A 14,455-nucleotide genomic window follows, 5' to 3' on the forward strand; every position below is an offset into this window, starting at 1 on the left:
AGCATTGCTGAAGTGGTTTTCAACGCCGTATCGCCGATGCGCAGCGGGCTTTGAACAACGTCTTAGGGAAGAGGGAGTATAGATTGATTAATACGTTGCATCAGTTCAGAACTTACCTGCTTGCTGCACATAATATATCGCTTAAGCCCCTCGGGTATGTCTTTGAATTTCAATATCGTCAATTTTTTTGAATCTATTTCCTTTTTCTGCAGAAAGAATTTATAGTCCTCGACATCAATCAACATATAATCCGCGCGTTGCGAGATAATCATTTGGGCTAGTTCCCCTGGCGTTACCGTTGAATCCATCACTGCGGCGGCCGCATGATCAATCATCGCATCCAATTCGGTGCCATAAGAAACGCCGGCAACTTTACCAAGTTTAAATTCAGTGCTGGCGAGCAGAGCTTTTAGCGTGCTGATTTTTTGAATATTTTCTGAGGATTTGGTGTTGGCCAATACCAGATGCGGCTTGTCTTGATGAATTGCCAAGGAAAAACGGGCGAAGGCCTCGCGCCCGGGGGTTTTATACCAACCTGGAGAGCAGATCCGTTTTTTATTTGCTTCAATATTGTTGATAATACGTTTGGCAGGAACTTCTTCAAACTCCGCCGGCACGGCCGCACGGTGTAAAATTTCAATCGTCCGCTCCAGCAAAAAACCTGCCGGCTTTCCATTTTGACTATAGCTGTAGGGAGGTTTGTCTCGGTACTCCAAGAACAAGACCGGCTCCGCCAAACAGCTTGGCACAAACCCCATAAATGAGAGAATAAAGAACAGCCGCTTAGCCATGTTTTCTCCTGATGGGGTCAATAATGCAAGCGAGCATGGGAAGGCATAAAAAAACCTGTTTACAATCCGCTACACGTCGAGAGACGACATACGGTGAGAACGTCTCCCGAATCCGCGTGTCCCATGTGTACATTCCGCTTTCTCAGCCGTGTTCACCTTGCCTTGTCTCGCGAGATCATAAACATACTCTTAGGCCGTTAAACCGAATAGAAAACACGGCTATCGCATGTCCCATGCGTAAAATCTTGTGAATATAAAAATTTAAAACGGCAGTGATGGATTCACTATAGGATCATTTTGACCTTGCGGCGGCGCATCGGATGACTCGTTGGAGAGCCTGAATACGGCAGTGGATAAATGATTCGCCATGACATGATGGGTTCAATGAAGCGCGGAGCCGGCCGCCATAGCGGGGCACAAAAAAACCCGCCGACACAATGTCGGCGGGTTTTGTCTGCAACGGAGCCGCTTACAGCGCGGCCAGCGCGGCGTCGTAGTTCGGCTCTTCGCCGATCTCGGCCACCAGCTCGCTGTGCAGCACCTTATTGTCCTTGTCCAGCACCACCACCGCGCGGGCGGTCAGGCCGGCCAGCGGGCCGGAAGCCAGCTTGACGCCGTAGTCGGCGGCGAACTGCGGATTGCGGAAGGTGGACAGGGTCACCACATTGTCGATGCCTTCGGCGCCGCAGAAGCGCTTCTGCGCAAACGGCAGATCCGCGGAAACGCAGAGCACCACGGTGTCGGCCAGCTTGGCGGCGCGTTCGTTGAACTTGCGCACCGACATCGCGCAGGTAGGGGTATCCACGCTCGGGAAAATGTTCAGCACCTTGTTCTTGCCGGCGTAGTTGTCCAGTTTGACTTCGGCCAGGTCGGCGGAGGTCAGGGTCAGCGCCGGGGCTTGCTGGCCCTTGGCCGGCAGCGCGCCGGCCACTTCAACGGGATTGCCGCGCAAAGTAACGGTAGCCATGTGGGAATTCCTCATTTGGGTTAAGGGGTGAGAGACTCCGCTAGTGTGCGGCAGCTTGGCCGAATTTCAACCCCTCCCAAAGTAGGGCCAAGCCCGTATTAGGCCACCGGCCGGCTGCGCAGCCGCTCGGAACGACCGCGCAACCACTCCAGCGTCAGCAGCATCAGCACCGAAAAACCAATCAACAGCGTGGCCGCCGCAGCGATGGCGGGGCTGAGGTTTTCGCGGATGCCGCCGAACATCGCCCTCGGCAGCGTCGCCTGCCCCGGCCCGGCGACGAACAAGGTCACCACCACCTCGTCGAAGGAGGTGCCGAAGGCGAACAGCGCGCCGGAGATCACCCCTGGCGCGATCAACGGCAAAGTCACCTTGAAGAAAACCCGCAGCGGCGACGCGCCCAGGCTGGCGGCGGCTCGCACCAGATTGCGGTTGAAACCCTGCAACGTGGCGCTGACGGTGATCACCACGAAGGGCACGCCCAGCGCCGCGTGCAGCAGCACCAGCGTCAAATAGCTGTTGTCCATGCCCAGGGGCGCGAAAAACAAATAACCGGCCACGCCAACGATCACCACCGGCACCACCATGGGCGAGATCAACACCGCCATCAGCAGGCCCTTGCCGGGAAACTCGGCGCGGGTCAGGCCGATGGCGGCCAGCGTACCCAGGGTCATCGCCAGCACGGTGGCCAAGGGCGCGACGATCAGACTGTTCTGCAAGGCCCGCATCCACTCCGCCGAGGAAAAGAACTCCTGATACCAACGCAGGGAGAATCCGTTGAGCGGGTAGACCAGGAAGGCGCTGCCGTTGAAGGACAAGGGAATGATCACCAGCACCGGCAGCACCAGGAACAGCAACGTCAGGCCGCCCAGCAAGCGGTGCAGGTAAAACCAGAGCCGCTCTTCCGGCAAAGTGTGATGGCTTGGCATGGGTGTAGCTCTCCACAGTTTTGGTTTGATTCAAGCGGCGCCAGGACGCGGTTTAGCCCAGCCGCAACCGCTCGCTGCCCACCAGCCGGTGGTAGACCGCGTACAGCAGCAAGGTGGCCGCCAGCAACAGGCCGCCCAGCGCGGTGGCCATGCCCCAGTTGATGGTGGTGTTGGTGTAGAAGGCGACGAAATAGCTGACCATCTGGTCGTTGGGGCTGCCCAGCAAGGCCGGGGTGATGTAATAGCCGATGGACAGGATGAACACCAGCAGGCAGCCGGCGCCGACGCCGGCCACGGTCTGCGGCGCGTACACCCGCCAGAAGCTGGCGAAGGGATGGCAACCCAGCGAGATCGCCGCGCGCAGATAGCTGGGGGAGATGCCCTTCATCACGCTGTAAATGGGCAGAATCATGAAGGGCAGCAGAATGTGCACCATGGCGATGTAAACGCCGACGCGGTTGAACACCAGCTGCAGCGGCTGTTCGATCAGGCCCAGGCTCATCAAGGCGGCGTTGATCAGGCCGCCGGACTGCAGCAGCACGATCCAGGCGGCCACCCGCACCAGCACCGAGGTCCAGAACGGCAGCAACACCATGATCATCAGCAGATTGCTGCGGCGGGTGGGCAGGCTGGCCAGCAAATAGGCCAGCGGATAGGCCAGCAACAGGCACAGCGCGGTCACCACCAGGCTCATCCAGAAGGTGCGGGCGAACACGTTCAGATAGATGCCCTGGTCCGGCATCGCGCGGCTGATTTCGCCCAGATCGTCGATGCGGTGGTCCAGCGCCGCCAGCAGATAGTAAGGGGTGTAGACAGACTGGTTGCGGCGTATCGCCAGCCAATAAGCCGGATCGCCCCAACGCTCGTCCAGCTCGGTCAACGCCTGTTTGAACGAGGACGGCGCCGGCTCCAACGGCAAGGCGCGCGCGGTTTTGCCCAGCAAGCTGCGATAGCCGGGCACCTCCATGTTCAGCCGCTTGCCCAAGTCGCCCAGCGTCTGTTGTTCGCCGGCCAGCCGCACATCGTCGACGAGCGCGCGGTAGGCTGTTTCCGGCGGCAGCGACTTACCGTCCCAAGCCGCCAGCGCCCGCACCGTCCGCGGCAGCGTGCCCGCCACTTCGGGATTGTCGACGCTGCGCAGCAGCAACGCGCCGATGGGCACGATGAAGGTCAGCAGCAGAAACAGCAGCAGCGGCGCCACCAACGCCAGCGACTTGAGCTTGCCCAGCCGCTCCGCCCGGGCCAGCCGCGCCTTCAGGGGCAGCGGGGCCGGCGCGGACGCGCGGGAATGAGATACCGAGGAAGCGGTCATGGCTTGGACTCCGTCAAAACGGCCGCCGGAAGGCGGCCTCCGCTAAATGAAGGACGAGCGCTTACTTAGCCGCCCAGGCGTTGAAACGCTGTTCCAGGCTCTCGGCGTGATCGGCCCAGAACTCCAGATTGATTTTCAGCGCGTCCTTGATGTTCTGCGGCGCGGTGGGCAAATCCGGCAGCTCGCTCTTGTCCAGCAGCGGAATCGCCCGCTTGTTGCTGGGGCCGTAGGCGATGTTCTGCGAATAAACCTTCTGGTTTTCCGGCTTGCTGGCGAAGGCGATGAACTGATAGGCCTGATCGCGCTTGGGCGTGCCCTTGGGAATCGACCAGTAGTCGAAGTCGTAGAGATTGCCGTTCCACACCACTTTCAGATTCTTTCCTTCCTTGCGCGCCACCGCGATGCGGCCGTTGAAGGCGGAGCTCATCACCACATCGCCGGAGGCCAGGTATTGCGGCGGCTGGGCGCCGGCCTCCCACCACTGCAGATAGGGCTTGATCTGGTCCAGCTTCTTGAAGGCGCGATCCACGCCGGCAGGCGTGCCCAGCGCCGGATAGACATCCTTGGCCGCCACGCCGTCGGCCAGCAGCGCGATTTCCAAGGTGCCCTTGGCGCCCTTGCGCAGGCCGCGTTTGCCCGGGAATTTCTTCACATCCCAAAAATCCTTCCAGCCAACCGGCGCGGTCTTCAGCTTGTCGGCGTTGTAGGCCAGCGCGGTGGACCAGACAAAGATGCCGATGCCGCAAGGCTGAGCCGCGCCGGGCACGAAATCCGCCTTATTGCCGATGCGGGCGTAGTCCAGCCGTTCCAGCAGGCCCTCGTCGCAGCCGCGCACCAGTTCCGGCGACTCCACCTCCAGTACGTCCCAGGACACGCTCTTGGTGTCCACCATCGCCTTGAGCTTGGCCATTTCGCCGTTGTACTCGCCGCTGACCAGCTTGAGCCCGGCGCTCTTCTGGAACGGCGCGTAATAGGCCTTGGCCTGGGCGTCCTTATTGGCGCCCCCGTAGGAAATCACCGTCAAATCCTTGGCCGAAGCCGCGCCGGCCAAAGCCAGCGCGGCGCCCAGCAAGATGAATCCTTGTTTGACTGCCATCCTCATTCTCCTTGTTAACTGCATCGTGGCGCCGGTCAGGCCGGCGCGGCTTTCAAAACCGACGCTCAGCGCAGGGCCCAGGCGTTGAAACGCTGCTCCAGGCTTTCACCGTGATCGGCCCAGAACTCCAAATCCACCTTCACCGCGTTTTTCATGTTCTGCGGCGCGGTGGGCAGCTCCGGCCGTTCCGCTCTGTCCAGCAGCGACAACGCTTTCTTGTTGCTGGGGCCGTAGCTGATGTTTTGGGAATAGACTTTCTGGTTCTCCGGCTTGCTGGCGAAGGCGATGAAGCGATAGGCGGCGTCCTTGTTGGGCGAGCCTTTGGGGATGGCCCAGGAATCGAAGTCGTACAAGCTGCCGTCCCAAACGATCTTCAGGTTCTTGCCCTCTTTCTGCGCCGCGGCGATGCGGCCGTTGAATGAACCGTGCCGCCGGTATTTCAACTCCGCCGGTTCCCGGTTTGAGCTCGCCCTCGCCAAGCGACGGCACAAGGTCGGGTCAAGAAAACCGCCCATCCCTGTCAAAGCTTGTAGCCGGGATCAAGCCGGTCCAGCCGGCGCAGCAACGCCTTCCAGGCCAAGTCGATGAACATATCGTCCTTCAGTTCCTGCTCGCCCACCTCGCGCCCCGGCTCGTTGAACTGGCGCTCGGTCCGCCGGCAAACCTCCACGGACGGCAGGCGCAAGGCCCCGGCCGCCTGCGCTGCCAACTGGATGTCGCAGGCCTTTTCCAGGTAGTACATGCGCAGGAAAGCCTGCTTGACCGTTTCCCCCACGGTCAGCAAGCCGTGGTTGCGCAGAATCAGCACCGGCTTGTCGCCCAGATCCCGCACCAGGCGCGCCTGTTCGTTGAGGTCCAGGGCGATGCCTTCGTAATCGTGGTACGCCACCTTCCCGTAGAACTCCATCGACATCTGATTCACCGGCAACAAGCCCTCCGCCAGGGCCGCCACCGCGCACCCTGCCCGGGTATGGGTATGCAGCACGCACTGCGCATCGGGTCTTGCAGAGTGGATGGCGCTGTGGATGACGAAGCCGGCCGGGTTGACCAGGGCGTCTTTCTCGTCCAGCGCCAAGCCATCAAGACCGATCTTGACCAGGCTGGACGCGGTGATTTCGTCGAACATCAGCCCGTAGGGGTTGATCAGGAAGTGGTGTTCCGGCCCAGGCAAGCGCACCGAGATGTGCGTCGAGATCAGATCGCTCATGCGAAAGTGCGCAATCAGCCGATAACAGGCCGCCAGTTCTCGACGTAGTTGCCGCTCCCCCTCTGACTCCACGGGCTGGGCGCCCTGCTGCGGGGTAGGGCTGAGCTTTGCTGAGATTTCCATCATTCATTGCCTCGGAATGTGTATCCGCCCCCATCGGGGCCCTCTGACGGCGCCTGCCGGCGCCGCGACAACCGCGCTTACTTGGACTTGGCCACCCAGGCGTTGAAGCGCTGCTCGAGCTCCTCGCTCCTATCCACCCAAAACGCCGTGTCCTCGCTAAGCGCCACGGCGAGATTCCGCGGCGAAGTCGGCAGGTCTCGGCTCATTTTCGCGTCCAGCATCTGAATCGCCTTGCGGTGGGTGATGCCGTAATCGATGGTGTCCGCATAGACTTTCTGGTTGACCGGCTGCGTGGCGAAGCGGATGAACTTCAGCGCGTCGTCCTTACGCGGGCTGCCCTTGGGAATCGCCCAGTAGTCGTAGTTGTAAACCGAGCCATTCCATACCATCTTCAGGTTCTTGCCTTCCTTCCTCGCTTCGGAAATTCGGCCGTTGTAGGCCGAGCTCATCACCACGTCGCCCGAGACCAGAAACTGCGGCGGCTGGGAGCCCGCCTCCCACCACTGGATATTCGGCCTGAGCTGGTCCAGCTTGCGGAAGGCCCGATCGACGCCCGTCGGGGTGGCCAGCACCTTGTAAACCTCCTTCGGCGCCACGCCGTCCGCCATCAGCGCGAACTCCAGATTGTCCTGCGCGCCCTTGCGCAAGCCGCGCTTGCCCGGAAAGGTCTTCACGTCCCAGAAATCCTTCCAGCCGGCCGGCGCCGCCTTCAACTTGTCGGCGTTGTAGGCCAGAACGATGGACCAGACGTTCATGCCTATCCCACAGCTCTGCACCGCGCCGGCTAGAAAATCCGCGGGCTTGCCGATCTTGCCGTAATCGAGCTTTTCGAACAGGCCTTCGTCGCAGCCGCGCGCCAGCGCCGCCGGCTCGACTTCGACCACGTCCCACGACACGCTCTTGGTGTCCACCATGGCCTTGATCTTCGCCATCTCGCCGTTGTATTCCGCCCCGATCACCTTGATGCCGGTCGCCCGCTGGAAGGGGCCGTAATACGCCTTGTCCTGAGCGGACTTCCCGGCGCCGCCGAACGAGATCACGGTCAGAGCGGCAGCCATGGCCTCGCCCACGAAAGCCAACCCCAGGGCCATAACGACCAACTTGATGCTTGCAGTCATTTTCAGGTTCTCCTTTGCAAAGGGAGTGCTGCCACTCCTTGCTATTCCTGAACCAGCGGATCGAGCGCGCGCACATGCTCGACCTGCCAGCCCAGCGGCACCACGTCGCCGACGGCGAGCGTGGCATCCAGTTCCGCGATGGCTTGCTTGACGAAGAAGTTGGGCTTGCCGCACACCTCCATGCGCACGCGCACGTGGTCGCCCAGATAGATGAACTCGGCCACACGGCCGGAGAAGCGGTTGTCGCAGTGCTCGCTATGGCCGTTGAGCAAAATGCGCTCGGGGCGGATGGACAGCGACACCCGGCTGCCGGTCTCGCCCACTTTCACCGCCAGCGCCGCCACCCGCTCGCCGCGCTCCAGTTCCACCAGGCAGCGCTCGCCGTCCTGGCTCAGCAACGTGCCTTGCAAGCGGTTGTTCTCTCCGATGAAGTTGGCGACGAAGGCGTTGCCCGGCCGCTCGTAAAGTTGGGCCGGCGCGTCTACCTGCTGGATTTCGCCCTGGTGGAACACCGCCACCCGGTCCGACATGGTCAGCGCCTCGCCCTGGTCATGGGTGACGTAGACCACGGTCACGCCCAGCCGCTGGTGCAGATGCTTGATCTCCATCTGCATGTGTTCGCGCAATTGTTTGTCCAGCGCGCCCAAGGGCTCGTCCATCAGCACCAGCTGCGGTTCGAACACCAAGGCGCGCGCCAGCGCCACCCGCTGCTGCTGGCCGCCCGACATCTGGCCCGGATAGCGGCCGGCGAAGGCGTCCAGCTGCACCATGGCCAGCGCCCTCTTCACCTTGTCCTGAATGTCCGCCTTGGACACCCCGCGCACGGACAGCGGGAAGGCCAGATTTTCCGCCACCGTCATATGCGGGAATAAGGCGTAGTTCTGGAACACCATGCCGATGTTGCGCTTGTGCGGCGGCACTCGATTGATGGAGCGGCCCGCCAATTGGATCTCGCCGCCGGTCGGGGTTTCGAAGCCGGCCAGCATCATCAGGCTAGTGGTCTTGCCGGAGCCGGACGGCCCTAGCAGGGTGAGGAATTCGCCGCGGCGGATATCCAGGTTCAGGTTTTTGACGATGAGATTTTCGCCGTCATAGCTTTTCTGGACGTTGAGGAAGCGGACAAGCACATCGCTGGCTGCGGACATGGCGGCGGCACCTGAAAGTGAATGCGTACGCCAACCATGCTAAGGAGCGCGGCGCGCGCCCGCCATCGGCGGGCGGCGGATTTTGCCATCGGGATAAACGGCGCTCGCTGTAGGGAAATTCTTAGTGCGCCGCAGCAGTCAAGCGCGTTAAAACAGCTGATGTTCGATGGCGTAGCGCACCAGATCCGCCAGCGACTGCGCGCGCAGCTTCTGCATCAGCCTGACCTTGTGGGTGCTGACGGTTTTGGCGCTGATCGCCAGCAGCTGCGCCACCTCATTGACATTGGCGCCCTGCGCCAGGCGCTGGAACACCTGGAATTCGCGCTCGGACAGCTGAGCGTGCGGCGGCCTCTCGTCGCTGAGATTGACTTCGAACACCAGCCGGTCCGCCAACTGCGGGTCGATGTAGCGGCCGCCACCGGCCACTTTGCGGATCGCGGTCAGCAGCAGCGCCGGATCGCTGTCCTTGGTGGCGTAGCCGGCGGCGCCGGCCTTGAGCGCGCGCGCGGCCATCTGCACCTCGTCGTGCATGGACAACACCAGGATGGCCGGCGCTTGGGCCATCGCCCGCAGGCGCGGAATCACGTCCAGGCCGCTCAGGCCCGGCATCGAAATATCCAGCAACAACACATCGCAAACGGCGGCGCGCAAGGCGTCGAACACCGCGCCGCCGTTGGCGGCTTCGCCGACCACTTGCAAATCATCGGCCAGGCCGATCAGTTGCTTGATGCCTTCGCGCACAATGGTGTGGTCTTCCGCCACAATCACTCGAATCATGTCTCCTCCTCCCCTTCATCCGGCCGCAAAGGCAGCCGGGCCGTCAAACTACAGCCCTGCCCCGGCGCGCTAGCGATCTCCAGGCCGCCGCCGAACATCAGCAGGCGTTCGCGCATGCCCACCAGGCCGTAGGAACCGCCCGTCTCCCCCGGCCGCCGCTCGAAGCCCTTGCCGTCGTCGACAATGCTCAGCGTCAATTCGCCCGGCTGCGCCTGCAAATGCAGCGTTACCGTGTGAGCCTCGGCATGGCGCATCACATTGGTCAGCGCCTCCTGCAATACCCGGAACAGGCCCACCGCCTTGGCGTCGTCCAGACGCAGCGGCGTTTCCGGCACCAGCACCAGACAAGGTATGCCGCTGCGGGCCTCGAAGCGACGCGCCTGCCATTCCACCGCCGAAGCCAGGCCCGCGTCCAGTATGGGCGGCCTCAGCGCGGTGGCCACGTCGCGGACCAGGGCGAAAGTCTGAGCAATCAGCTTCTTGATGCTGGCCAGCCGCTCCGCCGCCGCGCCCTCCGACCGCTCCAGACTCAGTTCCAGCATCGAGGTTTCCAGCTTGAGCACGGTCAGCACCTGACCCAGCTCGTCGTGCACCTCGCGCGCGATATGCGCTTTCTCCTCCTCGCGCACCGTTTCGAGGTGAGCGGCCAAGTCTCGCAGCATGGCGCGCGACGCGCTCAGTTCCAGCTCATTGCGTTTGCCGGCGCTGATATCCCACAGGATGCCGTCCCACACCATGCCCGCCGCGCCGTGCCGGCGGGCGCTGGCGCGCAGATCGGCCCAGCGCTCCGCGCCGTCGCGGGTCAGAATCCGGCCCTGCCAGCTCCAGTCTCGCTGCTCTCGCCAAGCCGCCCGCCAGCTCTCGCGCAGGCCGGCGGCGTCCTCCGGATGCGCCAAGGCCAGCAAGCCCTCCGGCCGCGCCAGCAAGTCCGCGGCCGGATAGCCGGTCAGCGCCAGGCTGGCCTCGCTGACGAAGGCCAGCCGCGGGTCTCCCGCCGCGTCGCCGCGCTCCAGCCGGAACACCAAGCCCGGCACATTTTCAGCGATGCCCTTGAAGCGCGCCTCGCTTTCCCGCAAGGCGGCGCGCGCCTGTCGCTTCTCGGTAACGTCGTGCATAAAGGCCACCAGATAGTCGGCGCCGCCGAAGCGCAGAAAACTGAGCGAGACATCCACCGGCAAGCTGCCGCCGTCGGCGCGCAGACAATCGATTTCGAACTGCAACAGGCCCCGACTGCGCGCCCGGCTCCACAAATCCAGCCAGCCGTCCATGTCCAAGTCCGGCTGGAAGCGAGACAGCGGCTGCCCCACCGCCTGCGCCTCCGCGCACCCCAGCATCGTCAGCGCGGCCTGGTTGGCGTAACGCAGCCGGCTGTCCCAGTTCAGCCACAGAATGCCCACCGTGCTGTGATCCACCGAGAACTGGGTCAGCCGCAAAGCCTCGGCGCCGGCCTCCCGTTGCGCCAGCGCCTGACGCGCAGCCGCCAGCGCCTGCCGCATCTGCCGCTGTTGCCTGCCCCGCCACAGCAATGCGCCGACCAAAGCCAGGATGAGCAACCCCGAAACCTGGCTCAGCCGCCGCCAGAACGACAGACTGCCGCCCAAGGGCGTCGGCTCCGCCTGCACCCAGCGCGTGTAAAGATGGCCGCGCTGCGACGCCGGCATCGCGCTCAAGGCCCGGTCCAGCAGCGTAGCCAACTGCGGCCAGTCCTGCCGCGACGCCAGCCGCAGCAGCCGGGTGGCGCCGCTGTCGCCCACCGCGCGCAAGGGCGAGAACTCGGGCTCCCGCAGCAGCTGGTTCAGCTGCGCCTCGTCCACCACCGCGTAATCCGCCCGCTGCTGCAGCACTTGCTGCAACGCGGAACGGTCCGAACCGGCCGGCCAACGCCGCAAAGCCGGATAGTTGGCGGCCAGGAAAGCCGCCGCCGCGCCGGGTTCGGCCACCGCCACCCTTACGTTGCCCGGCAGTTGCTCCAGCTCCAGCGCCGCCGCCGGCTCGCCGCGTCCAACCAGCTTGTAGGGTATGCGCAGGAAGGGGCCGGAAAACAGCCAGTAACGCAAGCCTGCCGGTGTCTGCTCCAGCCCGGGCGCGACATCCACGCTGCCCGTCCGCGCCGCCGCGCTCAATTGCGTCTTGTTCGGATAGGCCGTCCAGGCCAGCTTAAGCCCTAGCTCGGCGGCCAGCCGATTCATCAGTTCCACGTGCGAGCCGCTCAGCGCTTGCCGGCGCGCGTCCAGCACCGCGTACGGCGCTTGCGGCACCACGCCCACACGCAATACAGGATGCCGGCTCAACCAGTCCCGCTCCGCCGCAGACAGGCTCAGCGCCCAACTAGGCGACGCCAGCCACAGCGCCGCCAACCCCGCCATCCACAATAAGGCTTTCAATGCGTCCCTCCGGCGCGCCGGACGGCGCGCATGACTCCATACTGTGGCAGCGCGGCGGCGCTGTCTAAAAAATCAAACGCAAAGCGGAAAAGGTTGTGGCAAGAGGCGCAGGCGGCGGGCCTGGCGGACGGGCGACGGAGGGGAGAGCAAGGCTGACTGACCCAGCGAAATGGCTCCGGGTTTGGAAAATGCGCCGCGGCTGGCCAGAAAGCGTGAATTGCGCTGCATGGCCGGCGGCGACATCAGTATACTGTGACGCTATTCGAAAAATTGTCGAAAATACTAAGCAGAGGCCGACAAGGGCACGCCACCGAGGTTACAGGCATGGATATTGGATTTCGCGTCAAACAAGTGCGAGAGCACTTCGCGCTGTCGCAGCGCGAGCTGGCGAAACGGGCCGGCATGGCCAACGCCACCATCTCGCTGATAGAACAGAACCGGGTCAGCCCGTCCATCAGCTCGCTATTGAAGCTGATCCAGGGCTTTCCGATGACGCTGACCGAGTTCCTGACTTTTGGCGAACCGCCGCCCAGCGACCCCTACACCTTCCGCCGCGACCAACAACCGGACCTGGGCCGCGACGGCTTGAAACTGCTGATCATCGGCGCCTCCAACCCCAATCGCCAGATGCGCATGCTGCGCGAGCTGTATTCGCCGGGCGCGGACACCGGCAAGGAAATGATCACTCATCCGGAGGGCGAGGAGTGCGGCGTGGTGGTTCGCGGCACGGTGGAGCTGACCGTGGACGGCCACATCAGCATTCTCTCCGCTGGCGACGGCTATTACTTTCCCAGCACCCTGCCGCACAAATTCCGCAATGTCGGGCCTGACGAGGCGGAGATCATCAGCGCCAACACCCCGGCCAATTTCTGAGCGTTTTGTCTCGCTCTAGCTCGCAAGACACTGCGAGAACGGCTGAAGCAGCGGATCGTAAATAGGTTCTGAGGCCGGATCAGGCCCGGCCCATCCCCGCCAAAGCCTGCCGTCCCAGCCGCTGCGGCAGCAAGCTGCCGGCCACCATGCCGACAATGCTGAAGCCCAGGCCCACCAGCTGCGGCGGCCAGAACGCGTCCACCGGGCCGAACCAATCCAGCGCCAGCCAGCTGCCCAGGCCCAGCGCGATGGCCAGCAAGGCGCCCTGCGGCGTGGAGCGCTTCCAGAACAAGCCGGCGAACAACGGCGCCACCGCCGACACCAGCGTCACCTTGTAGGCATTGCCCACCATTTCGTAGATGGTGGCGTCAGACAACAGCGCGAACACCGTGGTGACAATGGCCAAAGCCACCACGGTCAGCCGCATCGCCAACAGGAACTGCCGATCCGACATCACCGGGATGAAACGGCTGAGCACGTTCTCGGTAAAGGTCACCGACGGCGCCAGCAAAGTACCGGACGCGGTGGACATGATGGCGGACAACAACGCGCCGAAGAACATCACCTGCGCGAACAGCGGCGTGCGCTCCAGGATCAAGCTGGGCAGAATCATCTGCGCGTCCTGCTGCATCCAGCGGCTGACCATGGTCGGGTCGATCAGGGTGGCGGCGAAGCCGATGAAGATGGGCAGCATGCAGAAGGTCAGGTACAGGCCGCCGCCGACGATGGACGCGCGCGCGGCGACATTCTCGTTCTTGGCCGACATCACCCGCTGGAAAATATCCTGCTGCGGAATCGAACCCAACATCATGGTCAGCAAGGCGCCGACGAAGCCGACGACGTCCTTGGGCGACATGCTGGGAATCATGGTGAACTTGTCCTGCGCCGCCGCGTGCTGCAGCACTTTGACCGGGCCGCCGGCCATATCGCCTATCAGCCAGGTCAGATAAAGCAGGCCGGCGACAATCACCGTCATCTGGAAGAAATCGGTCAAGGCCACCGACCACATGCCGCCGAACAGCGTGTACACCAGCACGATGCCGGCGCCCAGCAACATGCCGGCGTTGGCGCTGATCGCGCCCTGGGACAGCACGTTGAACACCACGCCCAGCGCGGTCAACTGCGCCGCCACCCAGCCCAGGTAGGAGGCGATGATGCACAGCGACACGAACAGCTCCACATTGCGGCCGAAGCGCTGTTTGTAGAAGTCGCCTATGGTCAGTAGATTGAGCCGGTACAGCGGCCGCGCGAACAACAGGCCCACCAGCACCAGGCACATCGACGAGCCGAACGGGTCTTCGACGATGCCGGCGAAGCCCTTGTCGATAAAGGTGGCCGGAATGCCCAGCACCGCTTCCGAACCGAACCAGGTGGCGAACACCATGGCGGTGACGATGGGAAACGGCAGGCTGCGGCCGGCCACGGCGAAATCGCGGGCATTGCGCACGCGAGTGGCGGCATACAGGCCGATGCCCACGGACAACAACAAATAAACAACGACGAAGCCAATCAGCATGGGAAGGATGTTCCTCTTCTGGCGGCGCGCGCACGCGCCAAAACGGCGGCCCAAAAGCAAGAGGCCGGCGGGGGTGCCTGACACCCCGCCAGCCTCTCTCAATTCCTGAAAACCCTGATATCTTGCCTTTGCCATCAAGGGTTTGGGGGGCGATGATAACGCAGCTTTTTCCCGCTGTGTACCCATCGCCGGGTAGTTTTTTCACACCCGCCCCAATTTG

The 14,455-nt window shown here is 63.1% G+C and carries 13 protein-coding genes; 1 reads left to right on the top strand and 12 read right to left on the bottom strand.

The genetic code is table 11. From position 1 onward, the window contains the following. Nucleotides 1-62 precede the first annotated feature (62 nt). The 11 genes from HA052_RS11500 to HA052_RS11550 all read right to left on the bottom strand — a co-directional run bounded on the left by HA052_RS11500 (nucleotide 63) and on the right by HA052_RS11550 (nucleotide 11,846). The gene (locus HA052_RS11500; RefSeq protein WP_166452055.1) at nucleotides 63-791 is read right to left on the bottom strand and encodes a substrate-binding periplasmic protein; all 729 of its coding nucleotides are present in this window, start codon (nucleotides 789-791) and stop codon (nucleotides 63-65) included. A 469-nt stretch (nucleotides 792-1,260) separates the two neighbouring features. Beyond that, nucleotides 1,261-1,758, bottom strand: coding sequence for a thiol peroxidase (tpx, locus tag HA052_RS11505; RefSeq protein ID WP_043594076.1), 498 nt, complete (start codon nucleotides 1,756-1,758; stop codon nucleotides 1,261-1,263). A 98-nt stretch (nucleotides 1,759-1,856) separates the two neighbouring features. After that, complete coding sequence (locus HA052_RS11510) at nucleotides 1,857-2,684, bottom strand: ABC transporter permease (protein WP_166452056.1); 828 nt, start codon at nucleotides 2,682-2,684, stop codon at nucleotides 1,857-1,859. 52 nt (nucleotides 2,685-2,736) lie between these two features. Beyond that, entirely contained in the window at nucleotides 2,737-3,996 is a 1,260-nt protein-coding gene (locus tag HA052_RS11515) for an ABC transporter permease (RefSeq protein WP_166452057.1), read from the bottom strand. A 61-nt stretch (nucleotides 3,997-4,057) separates the two neighbouring features. Continuing rightward, nucleotides 4,058-5,092 (bottom strand): ABC transporter substrate-binding protein, encoded by a 1,035-nt coding sequence (locus tag HA052_RS11520; RefSeq protein ID WP_206118877.1) that lies wholly within the window; start codon nucleotides 5,090-5,092, stop codon nucleotides 4,058-4,060. A 65-nt stretch (nucleotides 5,093-5,157) separates the two neighbouring features. Further along, the gene (locus HA052_RS11525) at nucleotides 5,158-5,535 is read right to left on the bottom strand and encodes an ABC transporter substrate-binding protein (protein ID WP_240937344.1); all 378 of its coding nucleotides are present in this window, start codon (nucleotides 5,533-5,535) and stop codon (nucleotides 5,158-5,160) included. 77 nt (nucleotides 5,536-5,612) lie between these two features. Further along, the gene (locus HA052_RS11530) at nucleotides 5,613-6,422 is read right to left on the bottom strand and encodes a class II aldolase/adducin family protein (RefSeq protein WP_166452060.1); all 810 of its coding nucleotides are present in this window, start codon (nucleotides 6,420-6,422) and stop codon (nucleotides 5,613-5,615) included. 77 nt (nucleotides 6,423-6,499) lie between these two features. Beyond that, a complete protein-coding gene (locus tag HA052_RS11535) occupies nucleotides 6,500-7,540 on the bottom strand; it encodes an ABC transporter substrate-binding protein (RefSeq protein WP_166452061.1) in 1,041 nt (346 codons plus the stop codon). Nucleotides 7,541-7,581: 41 nt separating this feature from the next. Continuing rightward, entirely contained in the window at nucleotides 7,582-8,685 is a 1,104-nt protein-coding gene (locus HA052_RS11540) for an ABC transporter ATP-binding protein (protein WP_081546338.1), read from the bottom strand. 147 nt (nucleotides 8,686-8,832) lie between these two features. Then, complete coding sequence (locus tag HA052_RS11545) at nucleotides 8,833-9,462, bottom strand: response regulator (RefSeq protein ID WP_166452062.1); 630 nt, start codon at nucleotides 9,460-9,462, stop codon at nucleotides 8,833-8,835. Next, nucleotides 9,459-11,846 (bottom strand): PAS domain-containing sensor histidine kinase, encoded by a 2,388-nt coding sequence (locus HA052_RS11550; protein ID WP_206118878.1) that lies wholly within the window; start codon nucleotides 11,844-11,846, stop codon nucleotides 9,459-9,461. Before HA052_RS11550 ends, HA052_RS11545 begins: the two co-directional genes overlap by 4 nt. 324 nt (nucleotides 11,847-12,170) lie before the next feature. Here HA052_RS11550 and HA052_RS11555 point away from each other — a divergent pair, with 324 nt between their 5' ends. Then, nucleotides 12,171-12,719 carry a cupin domain-containing protein gene (locus tag HA052_RS11555; RefSeq protein ID WP_081546332.1) on the top strand — a complete coding sequence of 183 codons (549 nt, stop codon included), beginning with the start codon at nucleotides 12,171-12,173 and terminating at the stop codon, nucleotides 12,717-12,719. 79 nt (nucleotides 12,720-12,798) lie between these two features. On the opposite strand, the gene HA052_RS11560 is transcribed toward HA052_RS11555, so the two are convergent. After that, complete coding sequence (locus HA052_RS11560; protein WP_166452063.1) at nucleotides 12,799-14,235, bottom strand: high affinity choline transporter 1; 1,437 nt, start codon at nucleotides 14,233-14,235, stop codon at nucleotides 12,799-12,801. Between the last annotated feature and the right edge of the window lie 220 nt (nucleotides 14,236-14,455).

The organism is Chromobacterium fluminis (assembly GCF_011602385.1).
GTDB classification, from domain to species: Bacteria; Pseudomonadota; Gammaproteobacteria; order Burkholderiales; family Chromobacteriaceae; genus Chromobacterium; species Chromobacterium fluminis.

Coding starts and splice junctions, on each gene's coding strand:
- HA052_RS11555 (WP_081546332.1), top strand. CDS start 12,171: ATGGATATTGGATTTCGCGTCAAACAAGTGCGAGAGCACTTCGCGCTG.
- HA052_RS11515 (WP_166452057.1), bottom strand. CDS start 3,996: ATGACCGCTTCCTCGGTATCTCATTCCCGCGCGTCCGCGCCGGCCCCG.
- HA052_RS11530 (WP_166452060.1), bottom strand. CDS start 6,422: ATGGAAATCTCAGCAAAGCTCAGCCCTACCCCGCAGCAGGGCGCCCAG.
- HA052_RS11510 (WP_166452056.1), bottom strand. CDS start 2,684: ATGCCAAGCCATCACACTTTGCCGGAAGAGCGGCTCTGGTTTTACCTG.
- HA052_RS11520 (WP_206118877.1), bottom strand. CDS start 5,092: ATGGCAGTCAAACAAGGATTCATCTTGCTGGGCGCCGCGCTGGCTTTG.
- tpx (WP_043594076.1), bottom strand. CDS start 1,758: ATGGCTACCGTTACTTTGCGCGGCAATCCCGTTGAAGTGGCCGGCGCG.
- HA052_RS11535 (WP_166452061.1), bottom strand. CDS start 7,540: ATGACTGCAAGCATCAAGTTGGTCGTTATGGCCCTGGGGTTGGCTTTC.
- HA052_RS11560 (WP_166452063.1), bottom strand. CDS start 14,235: ATGCTGATTGGCTTCGTCGTTGTTTATTTGTTGTTGTCCGTGGGCATC.
- HA052_RS11500 (WP_166452055.1), bottom strand. CDS start 791: ATGGCTAAGCGGCTGTTCTTTATTCTCTCATTTATGGGGTTTGTGCCA.
- HA052_RS11540 (WP_081546338.1), bottom strand. CDS start 8,685: ATGTCCGCAGCCAGCGATGTGCTTGTCCGCTTCCTCAACGTCCAGAAA.
- HA052_RS11545 (WP_166452062.1), bottom strand. CDS start 9,462: ATGATTCGAGTGATTGTGGCGGAAGACCACACCATTGTGCGCGAAGGC.